The sequence below is a fragment of the Crenobacter intestini genome, from assembly GCF_004919095.1.
GTDB classification, from domain to species: Bacteria; Pseudomonadota; Gammaproteobacteria; order Burkholderiales; family Chromobacteriaceae; genus Craterilacuibacter; species Craterilacuibacter intestini.
This window is the reverse complement of record NZ_STGJ01000026.1, coordinates 1-16,809: the sequence shown is the minus strand read 5'-3', so window position 1 is coordinate 16,809 and position 16,809 is coordinate 1. Positions and strand designations below refer to the sequence as shown.

The window sequence follows — 16,809 nt, the reverse complement described above, 5'->3', positions numbered from 1 at the left end:
AATTCGAGTTCAGGCCGCATTAACGGCCACAAGGAGAGCCAAGATGAGTCACTTTCTGGATAGGCTGAAGTTCCTGTCCCGGACGAAGGAAACCTTCGCCGACGGGCACGGCGCAGTAGTGGAAGAAGACCGCAAGTGGGAGGACGGCTACCGCAGCCGTTGGCAGCACGACAAGATCGTTCGTTCCACACATGGTGTGAACTGCACCGGTTCGTGCTCGTGGAAAGTGTACGTGAAGAGTGGGCTGATCACCTGGGAGACCCAGCAGACCGACTACCCGCGCACCCGGCCCGACTTGCCCAACCACGAGCCGCGCGGCTGCCCGCGCGGCGCCTCCTACAGCTGGTACGTGTACTCGGCGCAGCGCGTCAAATACCCGATGATCCGTGGCCGGCTGATGGAAATGTGGCGCGAGGCGAGAAAGACGATGGACCCGGTCGCCGCCTGGGAGAGCATCAGCCAGGACCCGGTGAAGGCCAAGCGCTACAAGAGCGTGCGCGGTCAGGGCGGCTTCGTGCGCGCCGACTGGGACACCGCGACCGAGATGATCGCCGCGGCCAACGCGCTGACCATCAAGAAGTACGGTCCGGACCGCGTCGCCGGCTTCTCGCCGATCCCGGCGATGTCCATGGTCAGCTACGCCGCCGGCGCGCGCTACCTGAGCCTGATCGGTGGCGGCTGCCTGTCGTTCTACGACTGGTACTGCGACCTGCCGCCGGCCAGCCCGCAGATCTGGGGCGAACAGACCGACGTGCCCGAGTCGGCCGACTGGTACAACTCGACCTATTTGATGGTGTGGGGCTCCAACGTGCCGATGACGCGCACGCCGGACGCGCACTTCTACACCGAGGTGCGTTACAAGGGGACCAAGACCATTGCGGTTTCCAGCGACTTCGGTGAAATGGCCAAGTTCGGCGACATCTGGCTTGCCCCCAAGCAGGGTACCGACGCCGCTCTGGCGATGGCGATGGGCCATGTGGTGCTCAAGGAGTTCCACCTTTCTGGCAAGTCCGACTACTTCAATGGCTACGTCAAGCAGTACACCGACATGCCGATGCTGGTGCTGCTCAAGGAACGTGCCGGCACTCTGGTGCCCGACCACTTCCTGCGCGCTTCGCACCTGGCGGGCAACCACGGCGAGGCGAACAACCCTGACTGGAAGACGCTGCTGCTTGACGGTGTCAGTGGCGAGCTGGTGGTGCCCAACGGCACGGTCGGCCTGCGCTGGGGCGAGGGTAGCGTCAACGGCGGCGAGAAGGTCGGCCGCTGGAACCTTGAAATGAAAGACGGCGGATCCGGCCGCGAAGTCAACCCGGTGCTGTCGTTGAACGGCCGCCACGACGAAGTGGTTGGCGTTGGCTTCCCGTACTTCGGAGGCGAACACGACGAACTGTTGGTACGTAAAGTGCCGGCACGCAAGGTGACGCTCGCCGACGGCTCCAGTGCCTGGGTCGCAACCGTGTACGATTTGACGCTCGCCAACTACGGCGTCGACCAGGGCTTGGGCGGCGGCAACGTCGCGACCAGCTTCGACGACGACGTGCCGTACACCCCGGCCTGGCAGGAGAAGCACACCGGCGTGCCGCGTGCGCAGGTGGTGCAGGTCGCACGCGAGTTCGCGCAGAACGCGCACGACACCCACGGCAAGAGCATGGTGATCGTCGGTGCCGCGCTCAACCACTGGTACCACATGGACATGACGTACCGCGGCATCATCAACCTGCTGATGATGTGCGGCTGCGTCGGCCAGAGCGGCGGCGGCTGGGCGCACTACGTCGGTCAGGAGAAGCTTCGCCCGCAGTTCGGCTGGGCACCGCTGGCGTTTGCTGCGGACTGGGTGCGGCCTCCGCGTCAGATGAACGGCACTTCTTTCTTCTATGCGCATACCAGCCAGTGGCGGCACGAGAAGCTGGGTCTGGATGAACTGCTGGCGCCGACCGCGGACGCCGCGCGCTGGCAGGGCGTGTCGATGCTCGACGCCAACGTGCGCAGCGAACGCATGGGCTGGCTGCCGTCGTTGCCGCAGCTGGGTACCAACCCGTTGGACATCACTGCCGCGGCCGAGGCCGCCGGCAAGGATCCGGTCGCGTACGCGGTGGAAAACCTCAAGTCCGGCCAGCTCTCGATGAGCTGCGAGGACCCGGACAACCCGGCCAACTTCCCGCGCAACCTGTTCGTGTGGCGCTCCAACATCCTGGGCTCCAGCGGCAAGGGCCACGAGTACTTCCTGAAGTACCTGCTGGGCACGCAGAACGCGGTGTTCAGCGACGAGAGCGACTGCATCAAGCCGACCGAAGTCAAGGTGCGCGAGGCGGCCGAGGGCAAGCTTGACCTGTTGACCGTGCTCGACTTCCGCATGAGCACCACCTGCCTCTACGGCGACATCGTGCTGCCAACGGCGACTTGGTACGAGAAGGACGACCTCAACACTTCGGACATGCACCCGTTCATCCACCCGCTGTCCGAAGCGGTGCAGCCTTTGTGGGAGAGTAAGACCGACTGGGAAATCTACAAGCTGATCGCCAAGAAGTTCAGCGAGATCGGCGGCGCGTACCTGGGAACCCGCAAGGACCTGGTGCTGACCCCGCTGATGCACGACACACCGGCCGAACTGGGCCAGCCGCTGGAGCCGAAGGACTGGAAGAAGGGCGAATGCGATCTGATCCCGGGCAAGACCGCGCCGAACATGACGGTAGTTGAGCGCAACTATGCCGACATCTATCGCAAGTTCACCTCGGTGGGACCGCTCTTGGACAAACTGGGTAACGGCGGCAAGGGTATCGGCTGGAATACCGAGCATGAGGTGCACGAGCTTGCCGGCATCAACGGCAAGGCCGCCGGCGACGGCGTGAACGCCGGCCGCCCGAAGCTCGAGACCGCGATCGACGCGGCCGAGATGATCCTCACCTTCGCGCCGGAGACCAACGGCCACGTGTCGGTCAAGGCGTGGGACGCACTCTCCAAGATCACCGGCCGCGATCACACCCACCTGGCCGTCGGGCGCGAGCACGACAAGATCCGCTTCCGCGACGTGCAGGCGCAGCCGAGGAAGATCATCTCGGCGCCGACCTGGTCGGGCCTGGAGAGCGAGGAGGTCAGCTACAACGCCGGCTACACCAACGTGCACGAGCTGATTCCTTGGCGCACCCTGACCGGCCGCCAGCAGTTCTACCAGGACCACCGCTGGATGCTCGACTTCGGTGAGGGACAGTGCGTGTACAAGCCGGCAGTCGACCTGAAGACGGTAGCGCCGATGCTGGGCCGCAAGCCCAACGGCAATAGCGAGCTGGTGCTCAACTGGATCACACCGCACCAGAAGTGGGGCATCCACAGTACCTACTCGGACAACCTGCGCATGCTCACCCTCAGCCGCGGCGGCCCGCACGTGTGGATCTCGGAGGATGAGGCCAAGGCCGCCGGCATCGTCGACAACGACTGGGTCGAGGTATTCAACGTCAACGGCACTCTGACCGCGCGGGTGGTGGTCAGTCAGCGCGTGCCCAAGGGCATGTGCCTGATGTACCACGCGCAGGAAAAGATCGTGAACGTGCCCGGCGCCGAAACCAGCGGCAAGCGCGGCGGCATCCACAATTCGGTCACCCGCACCGTGCTCAAACCGACCCACATGATCGGCGGTTACGCACAGCAGGCGTACGGCTTCAACTACTACGGCACCGTGGGTGCCAACCGTGACGAGTTCGTGGTCCTGCGCAAGATGAAAAAGGTCGAGTGGCTGGAAGGGCCGCGCGCCGAAGAAGAAGGAGTCGCCCAATGAGAATCCGTGCCCAAGTAGCCATGGTGCTCAACCTCGACAAGTGCATCGGCTGCCACACCTGCTCGGTGACCTGCAAGAACGTGTGGACCAGCCGCGACGGGGTCGAGTACGCGTGGTTCAACAACGTCGAGACCAAGCCCGGCATCGGTTACCCGAAAGAGTGGGAAAACCAGAAGAAGTGGAACGGTGGCTGGGTGCGCGGCGCCGACGGTCGGCTCGAACCCAAGCAGGGCGGCAAGCTGAAGATTCTTGCAAACCTGTTCGCCAACCCGAACCTGCCGCAGATCGACGACTACTACGAGCCGTTCACCTACGACTACGAGCACCTGCAAAAGGCGCCGTTGAGCCAGACGCCGCCGACCGCGCGTCCGGTGTCGGTGATCACCGGCAAGAAGATGGACAAGATCGAGTGGGGCCCGAACTGGGAGGACGACCTGGGCGGCGAGTTCGCCTCGCGCAGCCGCGACGCGCTGTTCGAGGGGGTGCAAAAAGAGATGTACAGCACCTTCGAGAGCACCTTCATGATGTATCTGCCGAGGCTTTGCGAGCACTGCCTGAACCCGGCGTGCGTCGCCAGCTGCCCGTCCGGCTCGATCTACAAGCGTGACGACGACGGCATCGTGCTGGTCGACCAGGACAAGTGCCGCGGCTGGCGGATGTGCGTGTCCGGCTGCCCGTACAAGAAGATCTACTTCAACTGGCAAAGCGGCAAGGCCGAGAAGTGCCTGTTCTGTTACCCGCGTATCGAGGCGGGGCAGCCGACGGTGTGTTCGGAGACCTGCGTCGGCCGTATCCGTTACCTGGGCGTGATGCTGTACGACGCTGACCGCATCGAAGCGGCTGCATCGGTCGCCTCCGAGAAGGATCTGTACCAGTCGCAGCTTGACGTCTTCCTCGACCCGCACGATCCGGCGGTGATCGCCGAGGCGCGCGCACAGGGCATCCCGGACAGCTGGCTGGACGCCGCGGTGAAGTCGCCGGTGTACAAGATGGCGTGCGAGTGGAAGGTCGCCTTCCCGCTGCACCCGGAATACCGCACGCTGCCGATGGTGTGGTACATCCCGCCGCTCTCGCCGATCCAGGGCGCGGCCGAGGCCGGCCACATGGGCATGACGGGCATGATCCCCGACGTGAAGAGCCTGCGCATCCCGGTACGCTATCTGGCCAACCTGCTTACCGCGGGCGATGAGGCGCCGGTTGTCAGTGCGCTGGAGCGCATGCTGGCGATGCGTGCGTACAAGCGCGCCGAGGTGGTGCACGGCAAGGAGGACAGTGCGGTGCTTGCGCAGGTCGGTTTGAACGCGGCGACCATCGAGGATATGTACCAGACGATGGCGATCGCCAACTACGAAGACCGCTTCGTAATCCCGAGCTCGCACAAGGAAATGGTCGAGGACAGCTTCAACGATAAGGCCTCGTGCGGCTTCACTTTCGGCAACGGCTGTTCGGGCGGCACCTCGGACGGTTCGCTGTTCGGCAAGAAGCCGCAAGGCAGCGTGATCTTTGTCGACATGCCCAAGTCGCGTAAGGCGAAGGCCGAGCTGTAAGCGACGCGCCGGCGGGTCACCGCCGGCGCCCACCAGGAGATACGCATGATTTACCGCATCTTATCCGCGCTGGCGAGTTACCCGGACGAGGCGCTGCTTGCCGCGCTGCCCGAGATCTGCCAGTCGCTCGACGCCTGGCCGGACGCGCGCGAGACGTTGTCGCCGCTGACCGAGCTACTTACCGGCGGCGACCTGATCGCGCTGCAGGAAAACTACGTCGCGACCTTCGACCGCAACCCGGCGCACTCGCTGCACCTGTTCGAGCATATCCACGGCGAAAGCCGCGACCGCGGCCAGGCCATGGTCGACTTGCTGGAGGAGTACCGCCGGCACGGCGTCGAGCCCTCGGGCAGCGAACTGCCCGACCATGTACCGACCTTCCTTGAGCTGCTGGGGATGATGCCACCCAGCGAAGCAGAGGCGCTGCTTGACGACGCAATCCACGTGCTCGCCGGTATTGGTGCGCGCCTCGCACGTAACGAGAGCCCATACGCCGCAGTGTTTGTTGTACTGACCACCCTGACCGACGTCGTACCGCGCGAGCTGGGCGAGCCACCAGTGCGCGACATGGACGAGGCGATGGATGCCTTCGGCGTTGGCGATGACGGTGTAGAACCGCTTCTGAAGCCAGACAACCAGCACACTATCCGTTTCTACCCGCGCCGCGAAGGCGCACAACGCACGGGAGCCATGCAATGAGCTACCTTGACCACTTCCTGTTCGGGATCTACCCGTATCTTGCGCTGGCGATCTTCTTCTTCGGCTCGCTCGCGCGTTTCGAGCGCGAGCAGTACAGCTGGAAGACCGACTCATCGCAGCTTCTGCATACCGGTGCGCTGCGTGCCGGCAACATCCTGTTCCACGTCGGCATCCTCGGCCTGTTCTTCGGCCACTTCGTCGGCCTCTTGACGCCGGTTGCGGTGTGGGACGCGCTGGGCGTCAGCCACGGCTTCAAGCAGATGGTCGCGGTGGTGATGGGTGGCATTTTTGGAACCAGTGCGCTGATCGGGATGTTGATTCTGTTGGCGCGACGTTTCGGTAATGAGCGTATCCGCGCGGTGACCCGCCCCGCTGACAAGCTGGTATCGCTGTGGATCCTAGTGACCCTGCTGTTGGGCTTATCGACCATCTTCCTGTCGATCCAGCACACCGACGGCCACCTGATGGTGGTGCTGATGACCTGGGCGCAGCATGTCGTCACCTTCCGGGGCGGTACGGGCGAACTGATGGCCGAGGTGCCGTGGCTCTTCAAGGCGCACCTCTTCATGGGGATGACGCTGTTCGTGATCTTCCCGTTCACCCGCCTCGTGCATGTGTGGAGCGGCTTCGCGTCGGTGACTTACCTGACCCGCGCCTGGCAGTTGGTGCGCCCGCGCAACGCGGCGCTGCGCTACGGCCATAGCCAGCGCACGCTGGCCAAGAAAGCCGCTGCGGCCCCGGTGGGGGCGCAAGCGAAGGTCCGCCCGGCTGCCCCGCAGGCAAGCTACCGCAAATAAGCGCGCCCCCGGCCGCCCGCGGGCGGCCGTTCTTACAAAGAAGGAGATACCATGCCCGTCATTGTCAACGGCGTCGAACTGACCGACGCAGAAATCGAGGCCGCGCTGCCCGACTATCAGGACACGGCCAACCCGGTGGCCGCGGCGACCACCGCTTGGGTGGTGCGGCGGGTACTCATCGATGCTGCGGATGCTGCGGGAATTGATTGCGGCGACAGCGACGCCGCGATCGACGCGCTGCTTGCACGCGAAGTGAAGGTGCCCATCCCCGACGATGAGGCCTGCCGTCGCCACTACGCGCAACACCGGGAACGCTTCACCGTCGGCGAATTGGTCGAGGTTGACCACATCCTGTTCCAGGTGACCGACCATGTTGATCTGACAGCGTTGACCGAACGGGCGGAAGCGGTGCTCTCCGAGGTACAGACAGACCCCTCGCGTTTCGCCGAACTCGCCGCGCGCTATTCGAACTGTCCGTCGGGCACGCAAGGCGGCAATCTGGGGCAGATCCGCCGTGGCGAGACGGTGCCCGAATTCGAGCGCGCAGTGTTTGCGCTGGCCGACGGCGAGTTGATGGGTCGCTTGCTGCCCACTCGTTTTGGCCTGCATATCGTGCGTGCTGCCCACCGCGAGCCGGGCATGCTGCTGCCTTACGAGGCTGTTAGCAAGCAGATTGAAGACGTACTCGCAGCGGCCAGCCGCGATGCGGCAACCCGTCAGTACTTGAAGCGCCTAGTAGGTGCTGCTCGGATTAGCGGGATCGATCTGCCCGGGGCAGAAACCCCACTGGTGCAATGAAAGCAGAAATTCGGCCAGTATCCGGTGCTGGCCGAATATTTTTACAAAAAGCAAATTCTAGCGGAGCAATCAAATTTATAAATTTGCTGCGCTTCGTTAATTTGTACAGAGCTAACAAACCTGCGGCAAGGTCTGGGAATCAGCAGGCTGACCGAGGGGGATTGAGGAAGAAAGCTTGATGACTTCCTGCCGAATCAGACTGACATTTCACGGGCGTGTACAAGGCGTGGGTTTCCGTCCTTATGTGTGGAGGACCGTCAGGGCCTACCCGCTTACCGGTTTTGTCCGCAATACCGGCGCGGGCGTCGACGTCGAACTGCAGGGCGACCCCCAGCAGCTACGCGCGTGCCGCCGCGCGCTGACCCTGCACCTGCCGCCGCTCGCCCGTGTCGACGGACTCGACGAGACGCGTCTGCCGCTCATCGAGACGGAAACCCAGTTCGAGATCGCCGACAGCCAGGGCAAAGCTCGCGGCGCGCGCATCCCGACCGACATTGCGACCTGCCCGAACTGCCTGGACGAACTCTTTGACGGCAGCGACCGCCGCTACCGCTACGCGTTCACCAACTGCACCGACTGCGGGCCGCGCTACACCATCACCCACTCGCTGCCCTACGACCGCGCCGAGACCAGCATGTCGGCGTTCGACTTGTGCCCGGCGTGCCGCGAGGAGTACGAAGACCCGGCCAGCCGCCGCTTCCACGCCGAGCCGAACGCCTGCCCGCAGTGCGGGCCGCGCCTGATGCTGACCGACCGCTTTGGAGAATTGCTCAAGGGCGATCCGATCGCAGGCGCCCTGCAGATTCTAGAAATAAGCCGCAGCGTCGCCATGAAGGGGCTGGGCGGCTTCCACCTAGTGTGCGACGCGACACGCGCCGACGCGGTCGAGCGGCTGCGCGGCCAGAAGAAACGCCAGCAGAAGCCGCTGGCGGTGATGGTGCTCAACGTCGAATCCGCGCGCAGGCTGTGCCATGTCAGCGACGCCGAGGCCGAGGCGCTCGCGTCGGTGTCGCGCCCCATCGTGCTGCTTGACAAGAAGGAAGGCATCGACGCGCTGTTGCCCGGCGTCGCGCCGGGGCTCTCCACCCTGGGCGTGATGCTGCCGTACACCCCGATGCAGTGGCTGCTGTTCCACGAAGCACTCGGCCGTCCGCAAGGCAGCGTCTGGCGCGACGAGGCGAGCGACCGCGTGTGGGTGATGACCAGCGCCAACCCATCCGGCGAGCCCATCGTCACCAACAACCAAGAGGCACGCGAACGGCTGAACCAGGTCGCCGACGTCTTCCTGTTGCACAACCGCAACATCGTGGTGCGTTGCGACGACAGCGTGCTCGCGCTGCACGAGGGGCAGACGCTGATGCACCGGCGCGCGCGCGGCTACGCGCCGGACCCGGTGCTGCTGCAAGGCGACGGCCCCAACGTGCTGGCGACCGGCGTGCCGGCGAAGAACACCCTGACCGTGCTGCGCGGGCGCGAGGCCTTCGTCTCCCAGCATGTCGGCGACGTCGGCGACCCGCTGTCATGCCAGGCGATGGAGGAAGTCTGCCACCACCTGCTCGAGCTGACCGCGGTGAGGCCGCAGGCGGTCGCCTGCGACCTTGACCCCAGCCACTACCCGAGCGAGCTGGCCGAGGAGCTCTCCGGCCACTTCGGCGTCCCGCTGATCCATGTCCAGCACCAGCACGCGCATATCGGCGCGGTGCTCGCCGAACACGGCCGCAGCGGGCCGGTGCTCGGCCTCGCGCTCGACGCGGTCGGCCTCGGCGACGATGGCAAGGCATGGGGCGGCGAGTTGCTGCGCTGTGCGGGCGGCGAATTCACGCGGCTGGGCCAGCTCTCGCCGCTGCCGCTGATCGGCGGCGCGCGGGCGGTACGCGAACCGTGGCTGATGGCGGTCGGCCTGTTGTGCGCGATGGGCGAGGACGCCGAGGCCCGGCAGCGCTTTGGCAGCCACCCGGCGTGGCCGGCGCTTGCGCCGCAGCTGGGCAGGCCGTTCGAGGGCTGGCAGACCAGCAGCCTCGCGCTGTGGACGGACGCGATCGCGGCGCTGGCCGGGCTGTGCAAGGAGCAGCGCTTCGACAACGAGGCCCAGCAGAAACTCGAGGAAATGGCAGAAGATTGCGCGCCGCTCGCAGGCGGCTGGCAGATGGCCGACGGACAACTCGACCTGTCGCCGCTGGTGCGCCACCTGCTGACGCTCGGGGACGACGCCGGCGCGATCGCCAGCCTCTGGCACGCGACGCTGGCCGCCGCGCTCGCCGACTGGACCGTGCAGGCCGCCCGCCAGGCCGACCTGGGCACCGTCGCCATCGCCGGCGGCTGCTGCGCCAACCGCCGCCTGATGAGGCTGTTGCTGGAGAGGCTGACCGCGGCCGGCCTCAGCGTGCTGCGTCCCATCGCCCTGCCGCCGAACGACGGCGGGCTAAGCCTGGGTCAGGCTTGGGTTGCCCGAGAGAGACTTTTAGCTTCTTTTAACGCAAGTGCTGATGCAGCAGACACACAATTGGGACTGTATCGAGTTGACTTGGATTGATAGGCTTTGCGTTGATGGAATGTCGAACTTATCTTTTATGAAGCCTTAGTGTCGGCAATTGATTTTATGCATTTATAATATCTATAAATCTTGACAAAAGTCGATTCATCAAAAGTGACTATTTTTGGTGCGTGGCATGCGTAATATTAAGCTTATCTCAATATTATCTAGCAAAGCGTCTCGGGTTCATGGGGCGTCGATGTTGCACTCAATGCATCCAGGCAACTTCGCCGTTGTTATGTCCAGTGGGATTGTTTCTATTGGATTCAAGTTGTTGGGGTATTTTATTCTTGCGAAGTTGCTATATTTATTTTCAATAATAACTTGGTGTGTTTTGGTTGTTTTAAGTGCTGTGAGATTGGTAGTATTTCCGTTGGTTGTATGGAAAGACCTACTCAATCCCCGCTTGGTTTTTTCATACTTCACTTTTGTGGCTGCAACCGATATTGTTGGCTTGCTTTTTCGCGAAAACAATCTGATGGCTTTGTCGTGGCTATGCTGGATGATAGCCTTTGTGGTTTGGTGTTTATTGCTCTATTTCGCCTTCAGTGTGCTGACATTTGTCAGTCATGAGCACAATGTTAATATTGTGCATGGTGGATGGTTGATTACGATTGTGGGTACACATTCACTCGTACTGCTTGGGGCTAGAGTGGCTGTGGATCTGGGTGTATGGGCTGATTATATGCTGACCGAGATACACATGTTATGGGGGCTCGGTTTGGTGTTTTACGGAATTTTTGTAACATTATTTTGCTACCGAATATTTTTCCTGACACTGCATCCTAAAGATACTTCGCCATTATTTGGAGTTATCATGGGGGCATCGGCCATTTCCGCAAATGCTGGCATCAGTCTTCTTGAATCTAAGCCATCGTTGACATATTTGGTAGAGCAACATCCGTTTGTAAATGGTGTGACGATGATTTGCTGGGCGTGGGCAACCTGGTGGATTCCAATGCTTATTATATTCGCAGTATGGAAACATTTTATTAAAAAAATGCCTGTTTTATACGAGCCCGTGTTGTGGAGTTTTGTCTTTCCTTTGGGGATGTACGCCGTTTCTAGCGCTAGACTGGGCGCGTCAGCGAACTTTCCGCCATTTGAAATTATCTCTCATCTGATGATATGGGTGGCATGGTTTGTATGGGTGAGTGTTTTATTGGCAATGCTGAATAGTTTTAGGGAAAAACTAATCCGTTGATCTGTGGAATATTTAAATTAATGCAATTTTTCATTAATTTATATGAGTGCTGTTAATATAAGCAAGGCTATTCAATATAGCATGGCACTGACAGGCGAAAGGTGAGGTCATGATATATGTGCGCGGTATTGTTTTAAAGCTTTGTCTTGTCTTCCCGCTTGTTGCCATACTGCTGTATTTACATTGCTTAATGGAATTCTGGATGCAGTCTCCATCTCGCTGGGAATTGTTTGTGATTGCATCGATTAAGGCATCGCTAGTCGCTGATATGTATATGGATGTTTCAATGGTTACAGCAGGATGGAAATGCGTTATAAATATTTGCATCGCTCTGTTTTGCGCAGTATTGTTCACTGCGATCTAATTTTCTATGAAGCCTTAAGCGTGAGATGCTGGCATTGGCTTAATCATCCATTGATAGATCCGTAGTGCAATGATCGACTAATAAAATACTTAGATAAAAATAAAGGGCATTCCATGAATGAATTGACTCATTTCAACAGCGACGGCAAGGCACACATGGTTGATGTTGGGCTCAAACAGGAAACTCTACGTTTGGCTCATGCTGTTGGGGTAATAAAAATGAATCCTTCAACATTCAATATTTTACTCGACGGTGCAAGTAAGAAGGGTGATGTACTGGGAGTCGCACGCATCGCTGCAATACAAGGGGCCAAGCGGTGCGCCGACCTTATACCATTGTGTCATCCAATTTCGCTGACTAGTGTTGCCGTCGATTTTCTGCCTGATCATGAAACCAGTTCTTTGCAAATTGATGTTATTTGTCAGACATTAGGACGTACTGGGGTGGAAATGGAGGCGCTCAGTGCAGTAGGTATAGGCCTGCTGACTGTATATGACATGCTTAAGTCTATTGACAAAGGAATGGAGATAAAAGGAATCCGTCTTTTGAAAAAGGATGGAGGAAAGTCTGGAATGTGGATGGCATGCGCCCCGTGAGACTATGGATGACGGCTAGAGGCATACATCTTACTTACATTTAAAATCTATTGAGATCGGAAGCGATCTGCTTGTTGCGGGGGCACGGGTTTGTACGCGGAACATAGAAAATCGAATGCCTATTTAGGAGGTCAGACGTGGAAAAGAGTTTCGCCACACAGATTTCCCTCAGTTGAGGAGGCGAAAAATTGTTGCTTTCGGCATTTCAGGAAGGCCACAAGCAACATCATGACTGATTATCGTGTTGTGTCATCTGTTCGCAGAACAGTTGTATGCGTTGCGCTTGGACGGCATGGGAGCAACCTGCATTGGAGGAATTTTTGAAGACGCGTCCTATACTTGACATCTAATCTTTATTTGCCCGCATTTTCCGGAAATGCCGCGAAATTAGGCAATTCATTCAACGGATCAATTACGGGGACTTCCAGAAACCTCCCGTTCTGGCATGATCTGAGCATGCACTGACCGAGATGCCCCGATGAAGAGCCTGTTCGCCGCCGAAGAACGTGAAAGCAAGCTGTCCAAGCTGGGTGATCCGGTGGAGTCACTGGGCAATGCCGCGAAATTAAGCAATTCCGTCAACGGATCAATCACTTGTACGCACGGTGTGGGTGAGGCTTCTTTCGATCCGGCTTGCGTGGCGAGCCACGCCGGCCAAGTCGGCGACGGGTGATCTTCTTGGCGATGCCCTCCAGCAGAAGCTCGCATAGCGCAGCACACTGGTCGGGGTTGGCCAGCAAGCTTGGCAAGTGAAGTCAAATCAGATGGCTTGCGTGCGTCAGGTTGGCGCCGAAGGTCAGTGCGTCCGACTCCCCGCGTTGCGACAGGGCATCCATGGCGGCCAGTGTCGCCAGGTTGTGCAGCAGGATGGCTGCATGGAATTCCTGCTGTATGGCCAGTGGGGTTTCGCCGCCAAACTGTTCCAGCTTCAGGCAGGACTTGAGGTGGCGGAAGGCTTCCTCGATGCGCCAGCGCCGATGGTACAGCGCGGCGAAGTCGGCAGCGGGAAAGGCCGCCTCGTCCAGCAAGTTGGTGGCCAGCACCTCGATCTGACCGCTTGGGAGCAGGACACGGACCAGTCGCAGCGAGAAGGCGTTGACCGGTATCTCGCGTTGCTTGAAAGCCTGATGCTGCGACTGGTCTGGGTTGATCGTCATGATCGTGGACGTGCGCCCGGAAGCGACAAAGCGTTTGACCGCTGCATTGAACGATGCAGAGAGCTGCATGCAGAAAGCATGACCGCATTGGTTGAGCAGGGCAAACAGCCAATAGGCCGGATAGCCCCGATCCAGCACCAACAGGTCGTCGCGCTTCAGTTCTGCCAGTTGCTCGACCAGCATGTCGCGCTCACCTCTCGCGTCAGACGCGATGTCGGCACGCAGCATCAGGCCGGTGGCGGTATCGCACAGGCCGGCGCCGCGCGCCAGGCTGTAATGCCCGCCCGGGTAGTGGTAGCAATTGAACCCCAGGTCTGCCGAGCGGGTATCGGGATGCATGCTTGGCAACATCAAGGTGGTGGAGTCAGCCGTCAGCACGCGATAACCATGCCAGCGCGCTGTCGTAGGCGCGTCGGCGACGATGCATTGGTTGAGGTCGGTAAGGAGGAAGGCTTCAGCTTCTTGCACGCCATGCGGAAGGCATCATCCCGGGCAATCCGGCCATCCGACCGTGCTGATGCCAACGCCGACTGAATTCTGACCCACTTTCCCCTGAATCGCCGAAGTAAATCTGACCCACGCGATTAGCTGTGCTTGCGGGATTGCCAAGAGAGTACCGAAGTAGCGCGTTGCTACTTGTACCCAAAGTACAACTTCGCCGCCTCCCGCAACACTGCGTTTTCCTGTTCCAGACGCTGGATGCGGGCGTTGGGGTCGGTGGAGACTGCATTGGCCGGGGGCGGGCAGAGGGAGGCTCGCTGGCAAAAAGCTGCCAACCCGATGTGCTTCCACCCGTACACGGTCGAGGGGTGGATGCTGAACTTGCGGGCAGCTTGCGTCAAGCTGCCCACCTTTTCCAGGTGTTGCAACACCTCGATCTTCAAATGGTCCGGATAGTGGTGTTTCATGGGATCTTGAAAACTAAGAAAACCTTAGTATACCTTACGGAGTAGGGCTAAGAGAATCTTAGGCATGAGCATCCTGCCCTTGTCTTTCTCATGTCTTTGACCAGCCCGTTTCCCCAGCGCCTGAAGCAGGCGCGAGTCCGTAAGGATCTGACCCAGCAACAGCTTGGCGTGTTGCTGGGGCTGGACCCGAACAATGCGAGCGCACGCATGAACCAGTACGAACGCGGCAAACACGCGCCGGATTTTGCGACACTCAAGCGGATTGCCGAGCTGCTGGACGTGCCGGTTGCCTGGTTCTACTGCGAAGATGATCTTGACGCCTCCATCGTCGATGCCGCCCACCAACTGACAGCCGAGCAGAAGCAGGCGTTGCTGAGCCTCATCGAGCAGCTACGGCAGCAACCGTAAGGCGTCGCTCCCGTTGACTCCCTTGCGTTTACGCAACGGACTACGCATTTTGCATGACTCTGTCCTGTCCGCCTGAAGAGCAATTCCTGCTATCCGCAGCGGCTGGTAATATGCGCCGCGACAACCCGCTATCCGCTTGCCGGCACGACTGTTCCCGCCGAGTTGTTGGCATGCTTGCTAACGATTGAAACCACCTTATTCCACCAAGAAGTCCGAGCTTTATTCCTCGTTGTGGAAGAGCTGCGACGAACTGCGCGGCGGCATGGATGCTAGCCAGTACAAGGATTACATCCTCGTTCTATTGTTCGTGAAATACGTGTCCGACCGCTACGCGGCGACAAGAATGCGTTGATCGATATCCCGGAAGGCGGCAGCTTTGCCGATATGGTCGCACTCAAGAGCCGAACTGGCACCTGCAGCAGCAGTTGCTGAACCAGGGCGTGTTGGGGCATGAGCGGTGGGGGGGGGGAGCGCGATACTGATGTCAAATGAATTTTGTGTTTTCATCTCATTCTCCGTTGCCACCACGAATAGGAAGTACGCTCCCGCCCGTCAGCGCCGCAAGTTGCTTTTTCAACTCGTAGACTTCGCGGAGGAGGCAAACCTCGCGGCCCAGGGCCGCCTCCCACTTCTCGCGGTAGTCGTCGGCACTAGCCTTCAGCTTTGCGAGTCGTTCTTTGTCGGGCTTCGCCGCCTTTGCTTGCGCCTCAGCCGCTTGGTCGATTGCGACAATTAGGTCAGCGAAGATGTCCCGGGACTTTTTGATGCTTCCCTTGCCACGGCCGGCCTCAAGCGCCACTGCGTCATTAGTTATCTTGGTTCCCAGGGCCACGACCTTCGGGGTTCCGGCAACCAACCGTTCCAGTGCATCGTAGTAATCAGTCAATACATTGCTCATTGCGGCTCTCCAACAGGTTCTTGTTTGGCCTTGTCGCGGGCACTACGCAACACTTCAAGGTCAGCAAACTCGGTCCGATATTCAATTGATTGTGGGTCGATAGCCGCTACCAGCTGCTCCTGAGCGACTACTACGCGCTCCAGCTTGGACAGGCTGCATACTAGGTTTCGACAACCGTCGCGCAGGCAATCCACATGCAGCCAGCGTAGGGGCACTTGGTCGCATTCCCCTGTGTTCGTGCAACCGCCGATAAGGGTTTCCTTGTACGCCATTTCGCCTTTTTTGAACCGGCGCAGCGTTGCCTCTCGGTCAACAAGCACAAGGCCATTTTCATCCCTCAGGCGATGATGAACCCAATTCGCGTGGCCACCAATCAGAACATCATCTGCCATCAGAACATTCAGGATGTAGCCAAGTGCGGCGGACTCAGGCTGTGTGGCCTGCCACTCCAATCCGAAGTGGTCTTTCTCGTCACCGATAAAGTCGCGGGCAAATGCCGAACCCTTGGCGTAGTAGCTGGACATCTCTTCAGTTAGGTGCTGCAATTGGCGCCGTAGAGACGGCAGTGACACTAGGCCCGACCGCTGTGCATACAGGGCAAGCGAACGCCGAAGTTGATGTGTTTTAAATTGCCAGGGCGCACCGACTTGGAAGGCCTCTTCGCTTCCCCAGGCTCTATGTGGGTCAATTTGCTCCAGTTCTTTGAGGTCGCCAGCCTCAATCGGCGCAAACAGCTTGGACTGGAGCGTCATGCCAGTGATAAATTTCAATCCTGCGGTCAAAAAAGTACCGTCCTCCGGTGCCTGTCTTACGTCTGCAAAGCCCAGGTAGCCCGTAGATGGAAATAGAGGGTACTTCAACCGAGGGCCTGCGACGGCATCCGGTACTGTGCCATGCACCGCATAAATGGCATCAGCGATGGCTTGAGCGACCTTGATAGCCTGCGCACCTTCCCGGTTAGTCACCCAACGAACCTGCTTCGGCAGGCCATTGTTAAATTTCGTTGTGCGCCCTTTCACCAAGTAGTGCGTTTTTCCGTCAGCTACGGTAGTTTCCAAGCAGTGTGAATCGCCCCTCCTTTCCTAGACACCACGAGAGCCTCACACTAGGCGCCACAAGGAGGTG

General features: G+C 59.8%; 14 protein-coding genes and 1 pseudogene. 11 read left to right on the top strand and 4 right to left on the bottom strand.

Going from position 1 to position 16,809, the window contains the following annotated elements; genetic code table 11:
- Positions 1-43: 43 nt before the first annotated feature.
- From E5K04_RS15820 to E5K04_RS15780, 9 genes and pseudogenes are all read left to right on the top strand, one after another.
- Entirely contained in the window at positions 44-3,775 is a 3,732-nt protein-coding gene (locus tag E5K04_RS15820) for a nitrate reductase subunit alpha (protein WP_136555818.1), read from the top strand.
- Positions 3,772-5,322 (top strand): nitrate reductase subunit beta, encoded by a 1,551-nt coding sequence (narH, locus tag E5K04_RS15815; protein ID WP_136555817.1) that lies wholly within the window; start codon positions 3,772-3,774, stop codon positions 5,320-5,322. The genes E5K04_RS15820 and narH overlap by 4 nt, the downstream gene beginning before the upstream one ends.
- A gap of 45 nt (positions 5,323-5,367) precedes the next feature.
- The gene (gene narJ, locus E5K04_RS15810) at positions 5,368-6,021 is read left to right on the top strand and encodes a nitrate reductase molybdenum cofactor assembly chaperone (RefSeq protein WP_136555816.1); all 654 of its coding nucleotides are present in this window, start codon (positions 5,368-5,370) and stop codon (positions 6,019-6,021) included.
- Positions 6,018-6,698, top strand: a pseudogene (gene narI / locus E5K04_RS15805) (respiratory nitrate reductase subunit gamma); the annotation flags it as partial. The gene narJ and the pseudogene narI, both read left to right, overlap by 4 nt.
- A 171-nt stretch (positions 6,699-6,869) precedes the next feature.
- Positions 6,870-7,616, top strand: coding sequence for a peptidylprolyl isomerase (locus E5K04_RS15800; protein WP_136555814.1), 747 nt, complete (start codon positions 6,870-6,872; stop codon positions 7,614-7,616).
- Between the two features lie 178 nt (positions 7,617-7,794).
- Positions 7,795-10,149 (top strand): carbamoyltransferase HypF, encoded by a 2,355-nt coding sequence (gene hypF / locus E5K04_RS15795; protein WP_136555813.1) that lies wholly within the window; start codon positions 7,795-7,797, stop codon positions 10,147-10,149.
- 136 nt (positions 10,150-10,285) lie between these two features.
- A complete protein-coding gene (locus E5K04_RS15790; protein ID WP_136555812.1) occupies positions 10,286-11,353 on the top strand; it encodes a tellurite resistance/C4-dicarboxylate transporter family protein in 1,068 nt (355 codons plus the stop codon).
- 477 nt (positions 11,354-11,830) lie between these two features.
- The gene (gene moaC, locus E5K04_RS15785; protein WP_136555811.1) at positions 11,831-12,313 is read left to right on the top strand and encodes a cyclic pyranopterin monophosphate synthase MoaC; all 483 of its coding nucleotides are present in this window, start codon (positions 11,831-11,833) and stop codon (positions 12,311-12,313) included.
- A 478-nt stretch (positions 12,314-12,791) separates the two neighbouring features.
- Positions 12,792-12,986 carry a hypothetical protein gene (locus E5K04_RS15780; RefSeq protein ID WP_136555810.1) on the top strand — a complete coding sequence of 65 codons (195 nt, stop codon included), beginning with the start codon at positions 12,792-12,794 and terminating at the stop codon, positions 12,984-12,986.
- 82 nt (positions 12,987-13,068) lie between these two features.
- Here E5K04_RS15780 and E5K04_RS15775 read toward each other — a convergent pair whose 3' ends face one another.
- Both E5K04_RS15775 and E5K04_RS15770 read right to left on the bottom strand, forming a co-directional pair.
- Positions 13,069-13,938, bottom strand: a complete 870-nt coding sequence (locus E5K04_RS15775; RefSeq protein WP_136555809.1) for an IS4 family transposase — start codon at positions 13,936-13,938, stop codon at positions 13,069-13,071.
- Between the two features lie 164 nt (positions 13,939-14,102).
- Positions 14,103-14,378: a helix-turn-helix domain-containing protein gene (locus tag E5K04_RS15770; protein ID WP_136555808.1), complete on the bottom strand. Its 276-nt coding sequence runs from the start codon at positions 14,376-14,378 to the stop codon at positions 14,103-14,105.
- Between the two features lie 90 nt (positions 14,379-14,468).
- On the opposite strand from E5K04_RS15770, the gene E5K04_RS15765 reads away from it, so the two are divergent.
- Positions 14,469-14,786 carry a helix-turn-helix domain-containing protein gene (locus E5K04_RS15765; protein WP_205700402.1) on the top strand — a complete coding sequence of 106 codons (318 nt, stop codon included), beginning with the start codon at positions 14,469-14,471 and terminating at the stop codon, positions 14,784-14,786.
- A gap of 184 nt (positions 14,787-14,970) precedes the next feature.
- Positions 14,971-15,138, top strand: a complete 168-nt coding sequence (locus E5K04_RS15760; protein ID WP_205700401.1) for a type I restriction-modification system subunit M N-terminal domain-containing protein — start codon at positions 14,971-14,973, stop codon at positions 15,136-15,138.
- Between the two features lie 156 nt (positions 15,139-15,294).
- On the opposite strand, the gene E5K04_RS15755 is transcribed toward E5K04_RS15760, so the two are convergent.
- Both E5K04_RS15755 and E5K04_RS15750 read right to left on the bottom strand, forming a co-directional pair.
- Positions 15,295-15,672: a hypothetical protein gene (locus E5K04_RS15755; protein WP_205700400.1), complete on the bottom strand. Its 378-nt coding sequence runs from the start codon at positions 15,670-15,672 to the stop codon at positions 15,295-15,297.
- Between the two features lie 8 nt (positions 15,673-15,680).
- The gene (locus E5K04_RS15750; RefSeq protein WP_136555806.1) at positions 15,681-16,742 is read right to left on the bottom strand and encodes a hypothetical protein; all 1,062 of its coding nucleotides are present in this window, start codon (positions 16,740-16,742) and stop codon (positions 15,681-15,683) included.
- Between the last annotated feature and the right edge of the window lie 67 nt (positions 16,743-16,809).